General features: G+C 45.9%; 12 protein-coding genes. 10 read left to right on the top strand and 2 right to left on the bottom strand.

The window, feature by feature from the left end:
- Window positions 1-114: 114 nt before the first annotated feature.
- The 5 genes from IQ263_RS06500 to IQ263_RS06480 all read left to right on the top strand — a co-directional run bounded on the left by IQ263_RS06500 (window position 115) and on the right by IQ263_RS06480 (window position 11,032).
- Window positions 115-330 (top strand): hypothetical protein, encoded by a 216-nt coding sequence (locus tag IQ263_RS06500; RefSeq protein ID WP_194066700.1) that lies wholly within the window; start codon window positions 115-117, stop codon window positions 328-330.
- A 436-nt stretch (window positions 331-766) separates the two neighbouring features.
- The gene (locus IQ263_RS06495; protein ID WP_194066699.1) at window positions 767-1,276 is read left to right on the top strand and encodes a hypothetical protein; all 510 of its coding nucleotides are present in this window, start codon (window positions 767-769) and stop codon (window positions 1,274-1,276) included.
- Window positions 1,277-1,542: 266 nt separating this feature from the next.
- Complete coding sequence (locus IQ263_RS06490; protein ID WP_194066698.1) at window positions 1,543-3,522, top strand: ABC transporter ATP-binding protein; 1,980 nt, start codon at window positions 1,543-1,545, stop codon at window positions 3,520-3,522.
- A 558-nt stretch (window positions 3,523-4,080) separates the two neighbouring features.
- On the top strand, window positions 4,081-9,399 hold the full coding sequence (locus IQ263_RS06485) for a PAS domain S-box protein (RefSeq protein ID WP_194066697.1): 5,319 nt from the start codon (window positions 4,081-4,083) through the stop codon (window positions 9,397-9,399).
- 316 nt (window positions 9,400-9,715) lie between these two features.
- The gene (locus IQ263_RS06480; protein ID WP_194066696.1) at window positions 9,716-11,032 is read left to right on the top strand and encodes a cytochrome P450; all 1,317 of its coding nucleotides are present in this window, start codon (window positions 9,716-9,718) and stop codon (window positions 11,030-11,032) included.
- A gap of 94 nt (window positions 11,033-11,126) precedes the next feature.
- On the opposite strand, the gene IQ263_RS06475 is transcribed toward IQ263_RS06480, so the two are convergent.
- Window positions 11,127-11,735, bottom strand: coding sequence for a chorismate lyase (locus IQ263_RS06475; RefSeq protein ID WP_194066695.1), 609 nt, complete (start codon window positions 11,733-11,735; stop codon window positions 11,127-11,129).
- A gap of 371 nt (window positions 11,736-12,106) precedes the next feature.
- Between IQ263_RS06475 and IQ263_RS06470 the strand changes: the two genes are divergently transcribed.
- Window positions 12,107-13,729: an NAD(P)/FAD-dependent oxidoreductase gene (locus tag IQ263_RS06470; protein WP_194066694.1), complete on the top strand. Its 1,623-nt coding sequence runs from the start codon at window positions 12,107-12,109 to the stop codon at window positions 13,727-13,729.
- Window positions 13,730-13,800: 71 nt separating this feature from the next.
- Here IQ263_RS06470 and IQ263_RS06465 read toward each other — a convergent pair whose 3' ends face one another.
- Window positions 13,801-14,352: a 1,2-dihydroxy-3-keto-5-methylthiopentene dioxygenase gene (locus tag IQ263_RS06465; RefSeq protein ID WP_194066693.1), complete on the bottom strand. Its 552-nt coding sequence runs from the start codon at window positions 14,350-14,352 to the stop codon at window positions 13,801-13,803.
- 412 nt (window positions 14,353-14,764) lie between these two features.
- Here IQ263_RS06465 and IQ263_RS06460 point away from each other — a divergent pair, with 412 nt between their 5' ends.
- The 4 genes from IQ263_RS06460 (at window position 14,765) to IQ263_RS06445 (ending at window position 19,645) form a co-directional block, all read left to right on the top strand.
- Entirely contained in the window at window positions 14,765-15,730 is a 966-nt protein-coding gene (locus IQ263_RS06460; protein ID WP_194066714.1) for a M48 family metallopeptidase, read from the top strand.
- 399 nt (window positions 15,731-16,129) lie between these two features.
- Complete coding sequence (locus IQ263_RS06455) at window positions 16,130-16,555, top strand: DUF4359 domain-containing protein (protein ID WP_194066692.1); 426 nt, start codon at window positions 16,130-16,132, stop codon at window positions 16,553-16,555.
- A gap of 327 nt (window positions 16,556-16,882) precedes the next feature.
- Window positions 16,883-17,440, top strand: coding sequence for a TerD family protein (locus IQ263_RS06450; protein WP_228049839.1), 558 nt, complete (start codon window positions 16,883-16,885; stop codon window positions 17,438-17,440).
- Window positions 17,441-17,680: 240 nt separating this feature from the next.
- Complete coding sequence (locus IQ263_RS06445) at window positions 17,681-19,645, top strand: TerD family protein (protein WP_228049838.1); 1,965 nt, start codon at window positions 17,681-17,683, stop codon at window positions 19,643-19,645.
- Window positions 19,646-19,784: the final 139 nt, after the last annotated feature.

Here is a 19,784-nt window from a genome sequence, read left to right as displayed (position 1 = left end):
TCATATCCTCAAAGATCAGTAGGGTGCGGGTGCAAGAAAAATCAAAGTTTGTGGGTATCGATCGCACATTGCCTTCCAATCGCTAGAAAAACCAGCCCCGGAGAAAATAAAAATATGACGGACGACGGCAACCCAAAAGCACCAGCGCCCGAAAGCGATGATTCCAAAAATTTTGACGGCATTGCCAAAGCTTTTATTGTGAGCGTAGCTTGGTCTTACGCAGAGGCTTTGGAGCGAACTAAACGCTCGGAAAATCAACAGAAAGCAGCGCAACAATCTCAGACAGAATCTGAAACAGAACAAGTCGATCGCGCTCCTGAACGCAATTAATGAAATAGCATTAATAGCAGAAGGACAAAATTCTCTGGTGGCGCTCCTGAAAGCAACAGTCAGTTAGCTGTTCTGGGTTGAGAACGATCGACTTAGGACAGCGAGCTGTGCCTTTAAAGCCGGATTTGTATTGGATTTTACCACAAAAAAAAACTGACAGCCCGTGATTCTTCAACAAGCTCAAGACAAGCTTTAATCTAGGGATGAGAACCGCGTTGCAGGTTTGAATATCCACCTATAGCGGTTCGATCGCGTGGTGAGGTATGGCCGGCGCGGGCCGGCGCAGGCCTATGCCCACGGAGGTTTATGCCGCATAGTACCTCATACCAGAGCACAGAAAGGCTATATATCTATGTCTAAAAGCAATTAAAACTAAACAATTTACGCTTTTACCGCTAGAGTGTACAAAAGAATAACCAATTTTTAGATCGGTCTCATGTCTAATTCAAAAATGATTGGCAAAGCGATCGCAAGTGGCATTTGCTTCGGCATCCTCGCCAGCTTCAACGCTTCACCGGGCCCGGCATCCGCAGCAGAACCAACAATTGCCGAAGCAGCCGCCCCGGCCGCTAGCAACATCGACCAGCAACTCCTAGGTCAATGGCAAGGTACAGTCCCATCCGGTCAGTCTTTCACCTTCGTCTTCGCCCCAGAAGGCAAATTGTTTCTCATGGCTAAAGGCCCCGACGGACCAGCCCGCGCCAAAGAAATGAGATACAAAGTGAATCTCGGTGAAAAACCGATGCACCTGGATGTTGGCCTCAGCAGCACAGAAACCGTTGAAACTGTTTTTGAGTTGACTCCCGAAGGTCAAATGCGCCTTCAGTTGCAAGGCACCAATCCCGGACAGGCGAGACCTAATTCCTTAAACGAGCAAGCAACCGTGTTTAAAAAGGTCTCCGAGGCCACTGCATTGCCTGCTGACACTCAAGTCATAGGTTTTTGAGAAAATTCCTCTCTGTAAGAAGGCACTTAAGTAGTTCCGACTTGTCAGTTTTGAGTTCGATCGCAGTTTTCCATTCTATGAAATATAGTAGGGACACAGCAGTGCCCTGTCCCTACTACCCGACCATATTTCACTCATCAGCGCGAAAATCGCCATTAGTTAAAAAATTTCTAATTTAAAAATTAAGACTTTCCCCCTGCCTTCTGCCTTGAGCGAGCCCTGCTACAATCCACCTAATCTGTATTTAACTTTTGCCGTAGATATCCATGAGTGAAACCGTCCTCGAAGTTCGCAACCTGCGGGTTGAATTTCCATCTGCGGACGCCGGTGATGCGTCTGCAACAGTCAAAGCTGTTGACGGCGTTTCGTTTGAGGTCAAGCGAGGGCAAACTCTGGGCATCGTGGGAGAATCGGGGTCAGGAAAATCGGTAACATCCCTGGCGGTGATGAATTTGCTGTCGAGTTCGTCAACGAAGATAGAAGGCGAAATTTGGTTTTCTCCGAGCAAAAACGGCGCTAGCCACGGGCGTGTGAATCTGTTGGCCATGCCGGACAGGGAAAAACAAACCTACCGGGGCAGCCAGATTGCGACGATTTTTCAAGAGCCGATGAGTTCGCTAAATCCTGTTTACACGATCGGATTTCAACTCACAGAAGCCATTTGTTTGCACCAAAAGGTGTCGCAGACAGAAGCGCGGCGCAAAGCTGCTTCTCTACTGCAAGAGGTGAAGCTGCTACCGGGAGACGAGGAACTCCGGCAGCGGTGTTTGGGACAGCAAGAAGCTGGTCGGGAGGCCGATCGCGATTTGATGCAGCTCATCAACGGCCAAAAACAAGCTATGCTCGATCGCTACCCCCACGAACTCTCCGGCGGTCAAATCCAGCGCGTGATGATTGCAATGGCCATTTCCTGCAATCCAACATTATTAATTGCTGACGAACCGACCACGGCTTTAGACGTAACCGTCCAAGCCACAATCTTAGCTTTGCTGCGCGAGTTGCGGGACTCTAGAGGCATGGCAATGATTTTTATTACCCACGATTTAAGCGTCATTGCTGAAATTGCCGATACGGTGGCGGTGATGTACCGAGGCAAGATTGTTGAGTGCGCTGCGATCGAACAAATTTTCAGCAATCCCCAACATCCTTACACAAAAGGTCTGTTAGCTTGCCGCCCAACTCTCGATCGGCAAAGGCGCCGCTTACCGACGGTTTCCGATTTTATGGATGTCAGCACAAATGCCAGCGGCGAATTAGTAATTGTCGAGAAAAATATCGATTTAGACGGCGACAGCAGCGGTGGACTGTCCGCTTTTACCACCGGAAAACCGCCCAGACTGCCGAATATTTCCCAGCCTTTGTTAGCTGTTAATAATTTGCGAGTCGGTTTTCCCGTGCAGGGAATGTTTGGCGAAACTAAACGCTTGTTTATGGCGGTAAACGATATTTCTTTTGAGGTTTATCCTGGGGAAACTTTGGGTTTGGTGGGCGAATCCGGCTGCGGAAAATCAACTTTAGCGAGAGCTTTATTGCAATTAATTCCGATCGCCAGCGGTCAAGTATTTTTTGAAGGTCAAGAAATTACTCCTCCTGCGAAAAGTAGTGCGAGAGGGCAGTGGATCGCTAATTATCAAAGGCAAAAAGAGTACGATCGCAAATTGCGGTGGCTGCGGCGCGATTTGCAAATTATTTTTCAAGACCCTTTTAGTTCTCTCGATCCGCGCCTGAGTGTTGGGGCGGCGGTGATGGAACCGATGGTGATTCACCGCTTTGGCAAGAACCAGAAAGAACAGCGCGATCGCGCGGCTTATTTGTTGGATAGAGTGGGTTTGAATCCCGATATTATGCGGCGCTACCCCCACGAGTTTTCTGGCGGACAGCGGCAGCGAATTTGTATTGCTAGAGCTTTGGCTTTGAATCCAAAGTTTATTATTTGCGATGAGTCGGTTTCTGCCTTAGATGTGTCGGTACAGGCGCAAGTTTTAAATTTGCTCAAGGAGTTGCAAACAGAGTTTGGACTGACTTATATTTTTATTTCTCACGATTTGAGCGTGGTTAAGTTTATGAGCGATCGGGCGATCGTCATGAACAAAGGTAAAATCGAGGAAATGGGCACAGCCGAGCGCATTTACCGCCAACCGCAACAAGCTTACACCAAGCAACTTATAGCTGCTATTCCGGCGGGCAATTTGGAACGCATTCGCCAACAGCAATTAGGCCGCGAAGCAGCAGACAAGAGTGCCTAAATCTTCGATCGCGAGGCTGACTGCAGATTAAGACGCATTTACACTGATGGACGCAGATTATTTCAATATCTGTCCGCGATTGGCAATTTTATCGGGAATTGCTCGCCCGCGTACCTCGATAAGATTTGGTTTGTAGTGCGTCCTAGTGTCCGCTTTCGTTCTGCGGATACCAGGACGCACTACGAACCCTTTTTGTTTTGGCAATCGACCGGACATGATATCATTTAACAATGCGCTTCTAATTTACTGTAGATAATTAATTTTTGTGTCGGGACTAGCTAGATTAGGCCAAATCTCCAATGACTGACAGCAATGTTTAGTGCATGATGAGAAATAAACCCTCTAAGCCTGTTGAAAAAACAATTATAAAATAGGTGCGTTAGCTATCAAAAATAACTGCTAATTGCGTAGATATACTTAATTAGCTTGTGGGAATGCTGATATTTAGGTAGGAATTACAATACTAAAATTCGTAAATTTAAAATATTTTACACTATTTAAACATTTTTATTGTAAGTTCTCAACAGCCAATATTCCTCTTGATTTTGGAGTGAAAAAATGACAGATTCAGTTCATATCAAAAAAAGAAATAATAAATTGTTGCACTTTCTGCAAATACGGTTGAGAGAAATCACGGCGGCAGAAGTCAACAGAAAACAAAAAACTAAATCCAGAATGCTGTATAAAAAAAACATCAGCTTAGGGACGATCGCCCGCAGCAGCCAATTCTCAGTTTTGATAGTCGTACTGCTGGTACTAAACTGGTGGCTGGTAGCAAGCGGTGCCAGTGGTTTGTACGATCGCCCGATCGCCCTGGCATTTTTGGTAATAGCAAATATTGTTCTGCTGGCCGCAGCAGCGCGATCGCACGCCTCTGCTGCTAAGAAAAACGATCGCCAATCGGGTAAAACCGACGAGGGCGATCGCTTTTTTAGTCTCTCGCCAGATATTTTGTGCGTCATTGGTTTTGACGGTTATCTCAAACGGATCAACCCAGCAGCAGAAAAAATCCTCGGCTATTCCCCAGCCGAAATGGTTGGCAAACTCTTCATTGAATTCGTGCATCCAGACGATCGCCAAGGTACCCTAAAACAAACTGAAAGTATTGCTGCGGGGAATAATACCGTTGGTTTTGAAAACCGCTGGCTGTGTCAAAATGGGTCTTACAAGTGGATAGCCTGGACTGCTAGCCCTGTATGCGAGGAAGAATTGATGTATGGTGTCGGTCGCGACGTTACCGATCGCAAACAAGCCCAAGATTCGCTCCAACACAGCAATTCTATCTTGCGTTCCGTGATAGAAAGCACGCCGGATCTGATTTTTGTCAAGGATATTGAAGGCCGGTACGCGATCGCTAATTCTGCCCTAGCTCAATTTTTTGAAAAACCAGTCGAGGCCATTATAGGCAAAGACGATTCAGCATTATTTCCCCCTGAAATAGCCGCTCAAGTTATCGAAGCTGACCGCAAAGTCACCGCAGCCGGAGAATGTTTGACTTATGAAGAATATATACCAAAAAACGGGGCGGTGCGAACGTTGCTCACAGCGAAATATCCTTGGCGCGACTCTCAAGAAAATATTATCGGCATAGTTGCCATATCTCGCGACATCAGCGATCGCAAAGAAATAGAAGCCGCGCTACTAGAAAAAAACATCCTCTTGGAAAGCGTCATCGAAAGTACAGGTGACAGCATTTTTGTCAAAGATATTCAGGGCCGCCACCTATTGGTAAATTCTCAGGCTGCAGCCATTATTGGCTTGCCAAAATCGGAAATTATTGGCAAAAAAGATGCAGAATTATTTTCGCCGGAGATTGCAGATATGCTGGTGGAAAATGACCGCCGGGTGTGGCAATCTGGGATTGAGGAAACGATCGAGGAAGCAGGAAAAGATAGCGAGGGTAACATCCGAACATTTCTCTCTACCAAAAGTCCTTTGCGCGATCGACTCGGAAACATCATCGGTGTAGTCGGAGTTGCTCGCGATATTGGCGATCGCAAACAAGCAGAAAAAGCCCTGGAAGAAAGCGAGGAACGCTACCGCTGCTTAATTGCAGCCACATCCCAAATTGTTTGGGATACTCAAGCAGCAGGCGAATTTGTCACCGAACAAACAGGATGGAGTGCATTCACCGGAGCGACTTACGACGAAATTAAAGGATGGGGGTGGCTCAATCATGTCCATCCAGACGACAGAGAATATACTGCCAGGATGTGGTCTGATGCACTTGCCAACAGCACCTTATACCAAATAGAACACCGCTTGCTGCGGCACGACGGCGAGTACAGGTACATGAGCGTGCGCGGTGTGCCCCTATTGAACGCAGACGGCAGCGTTCGCCAGTGGGTGGGAATACACTCGGATATTACAGAGAGCAAAATCATAGAACAAGAAATACAGCAGCAAAAAGAATTTTTGGGCAGCATTTATGACGGCGTAGACTACAGCATTTTCGTAGTAGATGTCAGCGAAGACGGAGAATTTCGCTACGTTGGCTGGAACCTAGCAGCCGACTTACTCGGCGGCATCAGCAGCGAATTCGGGCGCGGCAAAACTCCCCAAGAGCTTTTCGATCCAATTACCGCAGGAATGTTCCGGCAGAATTTCATCGAGTGTCTGGAAAAAGGCAGCTCGATTGTCCGCGAATATCCCGCTAGTTTTGACGGTATAGAAGTCTGGTTTATGACAAATCTGACTCCCCTGCGGGATGCCTCGGGCAAAATTTATCGCATTGTCGGCAGTTCCACCGACATTACAGAACGAAAAAAAGCCGAAATCCAATTGCGCGAACAAGAAGAATTTTTAAACAGCATCTATAACGGCTCTAATCAACCTATTTTCGTAATAGATGTCGGCGCAGAAAGAGAGTTTAGCTACGCTGGCTGGAATGCTGCTGCAGAAGCGTCTACAGGTATTTTGAGTGCCGATTTCAAAGGCAAAACCCCAGAAGAAATTTTTCCCGCGCCAATAGCAGCAATTTTTCGACAAAGTTACGTAGATTGTTTGACAGCCGGCAGCTCGATTGCTTACGAAACCAGCGCCGAGTTGGAAGGCGCAGAACGCTGGTATATCGTCACTCTGACACCGCTGCGCGATGTCTCTGACAACATCTACCGCATAATTGGTAATTCGATCGACATTACGGATCGCAAACAAGCAGAAGCAGCCCTGCAAGAGAGCCAGCATTTTGTCGAGCGCATTGCTAATGCAACTCCAAATATTCTCTATGTTTACGATGATATCGAGCATCGAAATGTCTACAGCAACCGCGAACTCGCTGAAACTCTAGGCTATAGCCTCGAAGAAATTGCCACCATGGGCCGCAATCTGTTGCCGACCATTGTCCACCCTGAAGATTTAGCTCAATTTCCCGAATATTTGCAGCAATTAAAAAATACTCCCGACGACGAGGTTGTTGAATACGAATATCGGGTGCGCGACAAACAAAATAATTGGCACTGGTTCGTCAGCCGCGAAATTGTATTTAGCAGAACCGAGTCTGGAAAAATCAAGCAGCGTCTCGGTGCTGCTACGGATGTTACAGAGCGCAAACAAGCAGAACAAAGTTTAGCAGAACAATTGAAAATTTCTTTATTCACAGCAGATATTGGAATTGCTCTAACTCAAAACCAGAGTTTACCTGCAACTTTGCAAAAATGTACCGATGCAGTTGTGCGCCATTTGGATGCTGCGTTGGCTCGGATTTGGACGCTGAACGAACAGGGAGATGTCTTGGAATTGCAAGCAAGTGGGGGGATCTATACTCACATTGACGGCGCTCACAGCCGCATTGCTGTCGGTGAATTCAAGATTGGTTTAATCGCCAGAGATCGAAAACCTCACATCACTAATTCTGTGGAAACAGATCCCCTAGTCAGTGACAAAGAATGGGCCTCGCGAGAAGGAATGGTAGCTTTTGCTGGATATCCGCTAATTGTTGACAATCAGTTGCTGGGAGTAATCGTGATGTTTGCTCGCCATGAGTTGCAGGAATCAATACTAATTGCTTTAGCATCAAGTGTTGATTCGATCGCCTTGGGCATCAAGCGCAAACAAACAGAAATGGCTCTCGCCGCCCAAAAGCAAACTATGAGGACAATTATTGACAACGCTCCGATCTGGGTGTGGATGGCAAATCCTAGCGGGCGGATGTTATTAGTCAATAAAACTTTCTGCGAAGATGTGGCTGTATCCGAAGATCAATTTTTGGCAGCCTCTCACTATTCCGAAGTTTTGGGATTAGAAGCATCTGCTAACTGCATGGCATCGGACGCGCAAGCCTGGAGCCAAGATACTCCCTGTTATTCTGAAGAATTGCTCCAGTTGGCTGACGGCGAGTATCACCACTTGGAGACAATTAAAACTCAGGTAAAAGATGATTATGGCAGGGCGATCGGGTTGATAGGTTTAGGTTTGGACGTTACACAACAAAAAGAATCTCAAAGACAGTTGCAAGAGTCGGAAGCAAGATTTCGCAAATTAGCAGAGCAGGAAATATTGCTGAACCAACTAGCTAGCAATATCCGCAAATCGTTGGATTTAGATACTATTTTGGCAACAACAGTGCAGCAGATTCGCGACTTGCTACGACTCGATAGCTGCGTGTTTGTTTGGTATTCGCCCGACGCATCGCCGCCAGTTTGGGACGTGCAGTACGAAGCAAGAAATGCTGATTCTTCTTCTTCGCTTTTAGGTGTATTTCCTGTTACTGCAACAGGTTCTCAGGCGGAGCAAATTGCTAATTTGGAAATAATTCGGATCGATGATTTTGAGACTGTTACCGATCCAGTCGAGCGGGAGTTTTTCAGTTATATAGGATTCCACTCTCTGCTTAACATTCCGGTTCAAACATCTGCGGGTAAAATTGGAATGATTGGCTGCAGTTCATCTAGCGGAGTGCGGTGTTGGAGCGATGAGGAAGTGGAACTTTTGGTGGCGGTGGGCAATCAATTGGCGATCGCCATTAATCAAGCGGAACTCTACACTCAAAGCGTCGATTCAGCCCGGAGCGCGCAAGAACAAACTGCCCAACTCGAAACAACTCTGTGCGAACTTAAGCTTGCTCAAACTCAACTCGTCCAAGCCGAAAAAATGTCCAGTCTCGGTCAGATGGTAGCAGGAATTGCCCACGAAATTAATAACCCAGTCAGCTTTATTTTCGGCAATCTAACCTACACTGAAGAATACACCGGAAACCTAATAAAACTGCTGCAAATGTATCGAGAAGAACACCCAGAACCTTCTCCAAATCTTCAGGAAGAAATAGAGCGGTTAGAACTGGATTTCTTGCTCGACGACTTGCCAAAAATGCTATCTTCGATGCAGGTGGGAGCAACTCGCATCCGGGATATTGTGCGGAGTTTGCGGAATTTCTCTCGTCTCGATGAAGCGGAGATGAAAGATGTTAATATTCACGAAGGCATCGACAGCACATTAATGATTTTAGAACACCGTCTGAAACCTCAGCCAGACCGCGCTGCAATTCAAGTCATTAAAGAATACGGAGAATTGCCGCTGGTGGAATGCTACGCCGGACTGTTGAATCAGGTGTTTATGAATATTATCGCTAACGCGATCGACGCTTTACAATATCCGCCCGAAAATCCGGGAATTATCCGCATTCGTACAGAGGTAGAAGGTAATTTCGCTAGGATCGTAATTGCTGATAACGGTGCAGGTATCACCGATAAAGTCAAGCAGCGGATATTCGACCCTTTCTATACTACAAAACCGATCGGTTCGGGTACGGGAATGGGTTTAGCAATTTCCCATTCAATTATTGTCGAAAAACACAAAGGTAAAATCAACTGTTTTTCGGCGAACGGGAAAGGTACTGAATTTGCGATCGAGATTCCGATTAAAAGAATAGAACAGTGAACTACCAGACGCTGACCACTTAAGTGGTACAGCGCCAGTAGGCAAATTTAGTAGTTAGTAGGGTGCGTCAGTGGTCAAACCACAATTTTTTGTACTAACCTGAAGACTGACGCACCCTACAGGCTACAAACAGTTTAGTAGGGTGCGTCAGTGGTCAAACCACAATTTTTTGTACTAACCTGAAGACTGACGCACCCTACAGGCTACAAACAGATCGGAGTTATTTTACCAGGAATTTATGCGGTGGGTACTCCCCACCCTACAACTAAAATTGATACAATCTTAACAATCTCAAATCTCAAATCTCAAATCTCAAATGGCATTACCTCCAGGCAGTTTAGGTTTACCGCTAATTGGCGATACTCTCAACTTTTTGAAAGATTCTCAGTTTGCCAAAAAACGCCACCAACAGTACGGGCCAATTTTCAAAACCAGCATCTTCGGACAACCTACCGTGTTTGTGTGCGGCCCGGAGGCGAATTTATTTGTTTTAAGCCATGAAAACCAGTATTTTGTGGTAAGTTGGCCTCCCAGCACGAAAGCGCTTTTAGGGCCGCTTTCCTTGGCGCTGCAAACGGGTTCGGAACACCAAAATCGGCGCAAGCTGCTATATCAAGCATTTCAACCGCGAGCTCTGGCCGGCTACATCGGCGGGATGGAAGATATCACGGGGCGCTACTTGCAAAGGTGGACGCAAATGAGCGAGTTTGCGTGGTATCCCGAACTGAGAAATTATACTTTTGATGTTGCTTGCAAGCTGTTAGTTGGGATTGACAATGGTTCGGAAACGGCGCTAGGACATTATTTTGAAACTTGGGGTGAGGGATTATTTTCGATTCCTTTAGATGTGCCTTGGACGAAGTTTGGGAAGGCGAAAAAAGACAGAGATTTGCTGTTAGCAGAACTAGAAAATATTATTCGAGACAGACAGGAAGCAGCCCCCGGCGGGAGTGATGCTTTGGGTTTGCTGATTTGTGCTCGCGATGATGAGGGGAATTCTCTCAGTTTGGAGGAGTTGAAAGATCAAGTGCTGCTGCTGTTGTTTGCGGGACACGAAACTCTGACTTCGGCGATCGCCTCTTTTTGTCTTCTCGTGGCTCAAAACCCCGATGTAATGGCAAAAATTCGCGCCGAACAACAGCAGTTTCCTGCAACTGAACCGCTAACTTTGGAACAACTCAAACAAATGACTTATTTAGAGCAGGTGATGCGAGAAGTGCTGCGGTTGGTGCCGCCGGTGGGAGGCGGTTTTCGCCAGGTAATTAAGGCGTGCTCGTTCGGTGGCTACGAAATTCCCAAGGGTTGGAGCGTTTTGTATGAAATTAATCAGACGCATCAGGATAGCGCAGTTTATCCCGAACCCGATCGCTTCGATCCCGATCGATTTACAGGCGATCGATCGACAAATGCGAAACCTTTCAGCTACGTACCCTTCGGCGGCGGTTTGCGGGAATGTTTGGGCAAAGAATTTGCTCGGTTAGAGATGAAATTGTTTGCGGCGAGGATGGTTCGGGAGTGCGAATGGGAGTTGTTACCGGATCAAGATTTGAATTTAATCCCAGTACCGACTCAGCACCCGCGCGACGGTTTGCGAGTGAAATTTTGGCAAACAACTATGAATCTGAAGGATTAAACCACAGAGGACGCAGAGAACGCAGAGGAAGAGAACAGAGAGATCGATAATTCTGATATTTTATCTAACAGGGTTCTCGAAGAGCGATCGCATTTTATGAATCAACATCCAAGTGCATGGGCCCCAAATACTTAGTTAAATAAGGTGAAAACACCTCATAAATCAGAGTCAGCGGCTTCCCGTGATGCCAAAACAAATAGTGTCGCCCCCAAAAAGGCCCCGATTGTTCAAAAGCAGACTCCAAAACCGCCGAATCACCGAGATAAATGCCTTGCACGTCGCGATACAATTCTGTCCGCAGCCGCGCTAAACTTGCCCAAATGGGCAAAGATTTATTATGTAAATATTCATCTACGTGACTCGCTTCCCACCAGGAAGTCGCGTAGGCGAGGCGCTGTCCCGAAGCTGTTCGCAGCCACACTTGGCGGCGGAGGCGGGGCCCGGGCACCGCGATAATTTGCTGGGGTGCGCCGTCTGCATCGTCACCCACCAAGGACATATCGATTACGTCTACTTCTGTGGGTTCCCCTGTCAGCAGTTGCAGGTGACGGGTGGGGGAACCGTCGCCCAGGAGCAGTATTTGCCATGCCGGCGCTAGCTTAGTGTGGGGTAAACCCTTCTGTACAGCGTCTTCTGCTCCTTCCCACAGGGGGTTTAGAGCGTGCCAGGTGCGGTTGTTTTTGAATGTGAATGTTGCAGTCAAGGGTATTTACAAAACTTAATTTTTTGTTTATTATAGCGCTTCTGCAATTATCCAATCAAAGTCAAAAGTCAAAAATCTACTGGCGATCGCCCGTAGGATGTCCAGTCAAATAGTTATAATAAAATTCGCGATCGCACTCCGACTCTCATAACCGGGTTTGGGACGAAATCTGCGGGTTGCAACCCCTCTTCTCGTAAAAAAACGCTTTTTCGCTACCCGTGTATAATTCCTAAATACTTTTATTCGACTGATTTTATTCGATTTTTCTATTGACAACTGACAACTGACAACTGACAACTAAGAGGGCCCGCACGCACCATCCACCGCCCCTACTGACAACTGACAACTGACAACTGACAACTGACTACTATATGTTACGAATAACCGAAATCAAACTTCCCTTAGATCATCCTGAAAGTGCGATCGCCGACAGCATTCTCAAAAAGCTGCAAATCCCCCCCGAAGAATTGCTCAGCTATACCATCTTCAAGCGCAGCTACGATGCTCGCAAAAAAGCAGAAATCGTCCTTGTTTATATTGTGGATGTGGAAACGACACAGGAAAAACAACATCTGCAACGCCTCAAAAAAGACCCTCATGTCACGGTAACACCAGACATGAATTATCGCTATGTAGCCGAAGCCCCCAGCAATTTGACCGTTCCCCGCCCCATTGTGATCGGTACGGGGCCCTGCGGTATCTTTGCAGGCTTGATGCTGGCACAAATGGGATTTCGCCCGATCCTTTTAGAACGGGGAAAAGCAGTGCGCGATCGCACAGTTGACACCTTTGGATTTTGGCAGAAAAAAACCGAATTCAACCCAGAATCTAACGCTCAGTTTGGCGAAGGTGGCGCAGGTACTTTTTCCGATGGTAAACTCTACAGCCAAGTTAAAGATACCCAGCATTACGGGCGCAAGGTGCTGACGGAACTTGTGAATGCGGGAGCTTCACCGGAAATTTTATATATCAACAAACCGCATATTGGCACTTTTAAACTGGTAGGAATTGTCCAAAGTATGCGGGCAAAAATTGAATCGTTAGGCGGAGAAATTCGTTTTCAAACTCGTGTAGAAGATATCCATATCGAAAATGGCAAAGTGCAGGGAATTACCACCGCCAGCGGAGAATATATTGCGAGTAATTATATAGTATTGGCGGTGGGACACAGCGCCCGCGATACTTTTGAAATGTTGTTTTCGCGGGGTGTTTACATCGAGGCTAAACCTTTTTCTATTGGTTTTCGGGTGGAACATCCGCAGCAGTTAATCGATCGCTGTCGTTTTGGCGATCGCGCGGCCCACAAACTTTTGGGCGCCGCCGATTACAAACTGGTGCACCATTGCCAAAATGGCCGTTCTGTTTACAGTTTCTGTATGTGTCCCGGTGGTTTGGTAGTGGCTGCTGCGTCGGAACCGGGGCGACTTGTCACTAACGGGATGAGTCAATATTCTCGCAACGAACGCAATGCTAACAGCGGGATTGTGGTGGGTATCACGCCGGAAGATTATCCCGGTCATCCTTTGGCGGGAATTGAATTTCAGCGTCGCCTAGAAGAACGGGCATTTGAGTTAGGAGGAGGTACTTACAACGCGCCGGGGCAGCTTGTGGGAGATTTTTTAGCGAATCGCCCTTCGATCGCCCTAGGAAGCGTGCAGCCATCTTATACGCCGGGAGTTGTGATGACTGATTTGAGCGAAAGTTTGCCGGATTTTGCGATCGCAGCCATCCGCGAAGCGCTTCCGGCTTTTGACAAACAGATCAAAGGATTTGCGATGGATGATGCGGTTTTGACTGGGGTGGAAACGCGCACTTCTTCGCCGATTCGGATTAAGCGCAGGGAAGATTATCAGAGTTTGAATACAGAAGGCCTTTATCCTGCTGGGGAAGGTGCGGGATATGCGGGTGGAATCCTTTCGGCGGGGATTGATGGGATTAAGGTGGCGGAGGCGGTTGCTTTGAGTATATTGCGATCTTCAAATCACCAAATTTGAGGCTGGATTTGAGGATTTTTAGATGATTTGAGGATAGCCGTCAACCGTCAACCGTCAACTGTCAACTCTGTTCAAACAGTAGCTAAGCGCGATCGAATTTCCGTATCGGTATACTCGGGCGTCCAGCCTTCTGTGGTGGTAAAATAGCGCACTGCTTTAATTTTCCGGGCCGCAGTCAAATAAAACCAATGTTCTGTATTCGCCGGTACGTTGATAAATTCTTCTGGCTGCACAGTGAGTTCGACTTGGCTACCGTCGGGCCGCACGAAGCCAAAAATGCCCTCGCCTGCTACGATATAACGCACTTCATCGTCAGCGTGGATGTGGCACTTGTTGAATTTCGACAGCATGGTGTCGATGTTGGGAATGTCTGGGTGCAGTACGATTAAGTCTCGCGACTGATAGCCTGCGGTTTCCTTGAGTTGCTGAAAGTAGCCGTCGAGGGCTTGCAGGATTTGTTCTTTTTGATTGTCGTCAAGAGTATCTTTCGCTAGCAATTCCAGAATTTCTGGGTTGTCGCCCGCGGGCCAGCGGTTGAGTTGAATGTTTAAAGGCGCGAGTTCGCGCGCAATATCGCTTAATTGATTGTAGGTTGTACCGTTTTCAAGTTGCAGGATAGCCATTTTTGCAGGTTCCAATTGTTGAGTAAGGCGATAAGTCGAAGGAAGAAGTCATTAGTCCAACGTCATGTTTTGCTGTCGCCTCGGAGCTTTCCGTACAACGTCATCAGTCCGATGTCCGTCGGAAGAAGACATACACAGTAAGCTTGTTAGCGATCCATATTTTACGTTTAATCAGGTGGATTTACTTACACAGGCACTTTGCAAGATGTTTGTCGATCGCCCTTGTAGCAGAAAAACAATTTTAACGCTAATTTTAGGATTTGTGGGTGTTCGCAAGTTTGGTCGATCGACTCAACACAATTTTCCAATTAATTTGTCAGTATTTAATCAGAACCCCAAAACAGTCAGGTGTCCGTCTGTACCGCCAGCGGTTCAGTATACTGATTTTATTCATGTAATTTTTGCAACAACCATGCCTACTTATACTGGAATTTCTAGCGAAGCATTTCAGCATCCCCTCGATCGCCAAGCCGAAGAAGCGTTACGCAGCGTACCTGGATTTGACTTAATTGCCAGCAAATTTGTAGAATTTATCTACGAACGACCGCAATTCGTTTACTTAATGGGAAATAGCATTCAAGTCGGGCCGCGCCAGTATGCCAGCATTTATCACATATTTCGGGAGTGTGTGCAGGATTTAGATGTTTTTCCAGAACCGGGTTTGTTTGTTTCTCAAAATCCCGCCGTTAACAGCTACGCCCTAGGAAAAAACCAGCCTTATATAGTGTTAAATACGGGTCTTTTAGACTTATTGGACGAGGCAGAAATCAAGGCAGTGCTAGCTCACGAGTTGGGACACATCAAATGTGGTCATCCAATTTTAAATCAAATGGCGATGTGGGCGATGAGCGTCGCCTCGACCATTGGCGAGATGACTTTCGGGCTGGGAAATATGGTCGGAAGCGGTTTAATTTACGCTTTTTATGAGTGGCGGCGCAAGGCGGAATTGTCAGCAGACAGGGCGGCTTTGTTAGTAACTGATGATTTGAATAGCGTGATGAAGACGATGATGAAACTTGCGGGAGTGAGCAGTAAATATGCTGACCAATGCAGTTTGCAAGAATTTATCCGCCAGTCTGATAACTATCAAGAGCTCGATCGCGACAATCTCAATCAAGTGTATAAATTTTTACTGTACAACGGCGGTCAAGGCGTGATGCTGAGTCACCCTTTCCCGGTGGAACGCCTGCGGTATTTGCGAGATTGGGCCGCTTCGGAGGAATACCGCCAAATCAAGCTGGGAAACTACAAGCGGGCTGTGGCTGAGGGTGCGGTTGATGTGAAGTCCCAAACATCTAACAGCGAGACGGAGGCTTTGCGCCGTCAGATTGAAGAATTGCAGCGGGAGATCGATCGACAAAAATCAAAGCGAAACTAAATCTAGGGCGTGCGGGCGTACCTTACCGCGATTATTCGCGCCCTCAACCACTGTTTGCGTAGGGTGTGCTTAGCAAGCACCGGTTGACGGGGTGTCCCACGGCCCATTGTGTACCGATTTACCGATTGGTACACAATGGGCACGCTACAAGAGCCTACAAGAGCCTAACTGAAAATTTACCGGATTTGGGCGAGAAAGTAGAGTAGAAGGAAGTTAAACTGCGGATATCCCATCGGGCTAGATCCAAATTATATTTGAGTGGGAGCCTCCCGATCGCGATCGCTGGCACTCGCAACTAATCTCCAATCTACAAACTGTCCTCTTTTTTCTGAAATTTGTTTCTGAGAACGTGTAGTTTAAATTTAGAGAAGCTTATAACTCAATGGAGCTAAGAAAAAAATGATTATTGATAAACCAATGAATACTCACAAACCAACTTCTAATTTTTTCGGTAATGTCGGAAAAGTGGCGATCGCCCTAACCGTGTTAGCCGCCGGCATGGCATTTACAAATCCTCCTAGAGACAAATATTTAACTTATGCTTCCGGCGTACTCCAAACCGAGTTGGAAACCACTGTGTGTAAGGACTCTCGCGTGCCTCAAGCGTTGAGCGGCGTTGCAGAGGCGTTGATCGGCAGTTGCAAAAATTTGCTAACTTCGCAACGGAGCTCGATCGAACACTTGCTCGACAATACAACGGAACGTCAGAACTTAGGCGTTGTCAGCATTTACAAAACTCAAGTGGGCCAAAAAACCTATCCAACCGTTGCAGCTTTCGGTAATTTTGTCACCCTGCCACCTAGTTCTGAAAATGCTCAAAATTAGGATTAAATTAAGTTCAATTCTCAAAACCGGGTTTTCTAGAAAACCCGGTTTTTACTTGCGTAATTATATCTAAGTATAGCCTTTTTCAGAAAGATGAGGTACTATGTGGCATAGGCCAAACCGACCAAACCGGGCATAGGGTATAGCTCACTTTTTTGATAACCGCTCTAATTTTCAATAAATTCCTAGACAGCAAGCAGGTATTTTTCATCGATCCCGCTATCAAACGCCAAATATTAAATTTTAATAAAAATCATAAATCGTGATGTCATTTTAATATAAAATGAACAGTATAAAGTTTTATTATTTACCAATAAGTATATAGCCATGCAATTAAGTAAGGGTGAAAGATTTAATATCTCTCAAGAAGCGCCGGATTTGAAAAAAATGGCGATCGCCCTCGGTTGGCAGGTGACAGAGGCAGGACAAAGCTACGAGATTGATGTCTCAGCATTTATGCTAGGTTCTGACGGTAAAATACCTAACGATAATTATTTTATATTTTACAATAACCTGCAATCCTCTGACGGTTCGGTACTGCAAACAATTCCTGACAACAACCAAGGCAAAGAAAATAAGACTATTTATGGCGTTATCTTAGAAAGAGTTAATCCTGAAATAGTCGAAATAACTTTTGTTGTCACTATTCACGAAGCACAGAAAATTAATGCAAAATTTAGCAATGTCACAAAGAGTTTTATCAAAATTTGCAATTTGGATACGGGAAGCGAACTTGCTCGGTATGAATTAGAAAATAATTTTTCCCTAGAGACTGCTGTAGAATTTGGTCGCTTGTATCGCAAAAATGGAGAGTGGAGATTTCAGGCGGTAGGAGAAGGATATCAAGCTGGATTAAAGAGTTTTGTTGACAAGTATTGTAGCTGAAATAGCAATAACATTGCTCCGATTAAGGGAGACTAGGGGCGAGCGGCTGTAACCCAAGTTAATTGAATTATATGTTAGTAAATCTTCGTAAATCTGGCTACAAAAAGCACATATTTTTAATCTAGCCTGCTATCAGACGCAAGTTAATATTAAGTCTTATTAAAAACAAAAAGTTGTGAGACCAATTTATATTAAAGTGAGCGATATCAATTTTTATCTTTTATAAATAAGCAGATGGCAATGCAATTAAGTAAGGGTGAAAGATTTAATATCTCTCAAGAAGCGCCGGATTTGAAAAAAATGGCGATCGCCCTCGGTTGGCAGTTGACAGAGGCAGGACAAAGCTACGAGATTGATGTCTCAGCATTTATGCTAGGTTCTGACGGTAAAGTGCCTAACGATAAATATTTTATATTTTACAATAATCTGCAATCCTGTGACGGTTCGCTACTGCAATCGATTCCTGCAAAAAACAACCCAAGTCAAAAAAATAAGACTATTTACGGCTTGATATTAGAAAAAGTTAATCCTGAAATTGAGGAAATAACTTTTGCTGTCACCATTCACGAAGCAGATAAAATTAAGGGAGATTTTAGTAATATCACAAATGCTTTTATCAAAATTTGCAATGTGGATACGGGAACCGAACTTGCTCGGTATAAATTAAAAGAGAATTTTTCGCGAGAAACTGCTGTAGAATTCGGGCGCTTGTACAGAAAGAATGGAGATTGGAGATTTCAGGCGGTAGGAGAAGGATATCAAGCTGGATTGCAGAGTTTTGTTGACAAGTATTGTAGCAAAAATAGCAATAACACTGCTCCAATTACTAACGAGTTGGCACCGGAAATGGCAGCCGATGATTTGCAGTTGCCGGCTTGGGAGTTGGAAGTGGAGTCAGAAGCGGCAGCTTCCGGGGAGACGGAAAGCCCGCCGCGATCGCAAATTAACCATCAAGTTAATTCCCGAAACCGCAAAATACCGCTAGCTTTAGCAGCAAGTTTAGGGGTTTTGGTGCTGGGGACTGGTGCAGTCGCGCTCACCTTTATGCGATCGGGAAATGAAACGCTGAAGCAATCAAAAATACTAACCGTTGAAACGCAGAATGCAGCGCAAGCAACCGATATCAACCTACTCAGAAGTTTCGATAAACGACTTAAAGAAACGATCGCGAATTTAGAAAAAATTCCCAACTTCCCCGGCTTGGGATATCAACAGGCGAGAATTGATTTGCTGACGTTAGGCCCGAATTTGGTTGCTGTCGAGCAAAATTTACAGGCTGCAGAAAGTCTAGAAAAAGCTCAAAAGTTGGCGCTGGAAGCTGCTGTGCTCGTGCAAAAACCGCCTCATCCAATCGAAGTTTGGCATCAGTCGCAGGGTAAATGGCAACAGGCGATCGGGCTTTTAGAAGCGATCGAATCGCGTACACCTATCTATAATTTAGCTCAAAATAAGTTATCTAATTACCGAAAAAATCTCGCTGTTATCAGTCAAAGACTGGCGATCGCTCAAAAAGCCACCAACTTCAGCAACCAAGGTTCTTTAAAAATTCAAAAGGGAGATGTTCCTGGGGCGATCGCCAATTTTACTCAAGCTTTAGGGCTGAATGCCAACATACCCCAAGCTTATCTCGGATTGGGAATTGCTAGCTCACAACAGGGAAACAAGCAGCAGGCAATTTACAATTACGATCGAGCGCTGCAATTCAATCCTAACCTGGCAGAAGCTTATTTTGGTCGAGGTCAAGCATACTATGAATTGGGAAATAACCAACAGGCGATCGGGAATTACGAACAAGCTATTCGCGTCAATCCTGATTATGGTTTGGCTTATTTGGAACGAGGCGCTATTCGCTGTATGCTGGGAACAAAATCGCAAGCCGTCGCAGATTTCGATCGAGCGGGCGAACTTTTTTCTAAGCAGGGAGACGGCAAGAATTACCAATTAGCAAAAAGCATGATTAATGAGTGTCAAGAACCGACTGCACCGGCTGTAATCTGCGATTATCGAAGGAATATCGACTCCTTGGGCCGACGCTGCGGTGGATCTGTTAATGTTCCGATTATAATTAGAAGAAAATCTGCGATCGCTCCTTCCAACTCTAACTCGACTCAGATTGACAGCAATAGCAGCAAGCCCAAAATCTCGCCAATAGATTCTGATAGCAGCAGCACCAGAACTCGCAGCAGGAGAAGAAGTAAAAGGTAAACATCTGTTGCATTAGTTAATATAGCAACCGCCAAGACGGTTAGGACGCTGTTAATAGCTAAAACGATTGATTTTATTGCTTCTTCCTTCTTCCCTCTTCCTGATGACGTTGGACGTTCGATGGGGAGGACAGCACTAA

Origin of the sequence: Tychonema sp. LEGE 06208 (assembly GCF_015207505.1) — a bacterium.
In the GTDB taxonomy this organism is placed as follows: Bacteria; Cyanobacteriota; Cyanobacteriia; order Cyanobacteriales; family Microcoleaceae; genus Microcoleus.
Note: the sequence above shows the minus strand (reverse complement) of the source record. Positions and strands in the feature narration are given on the sequence as shown.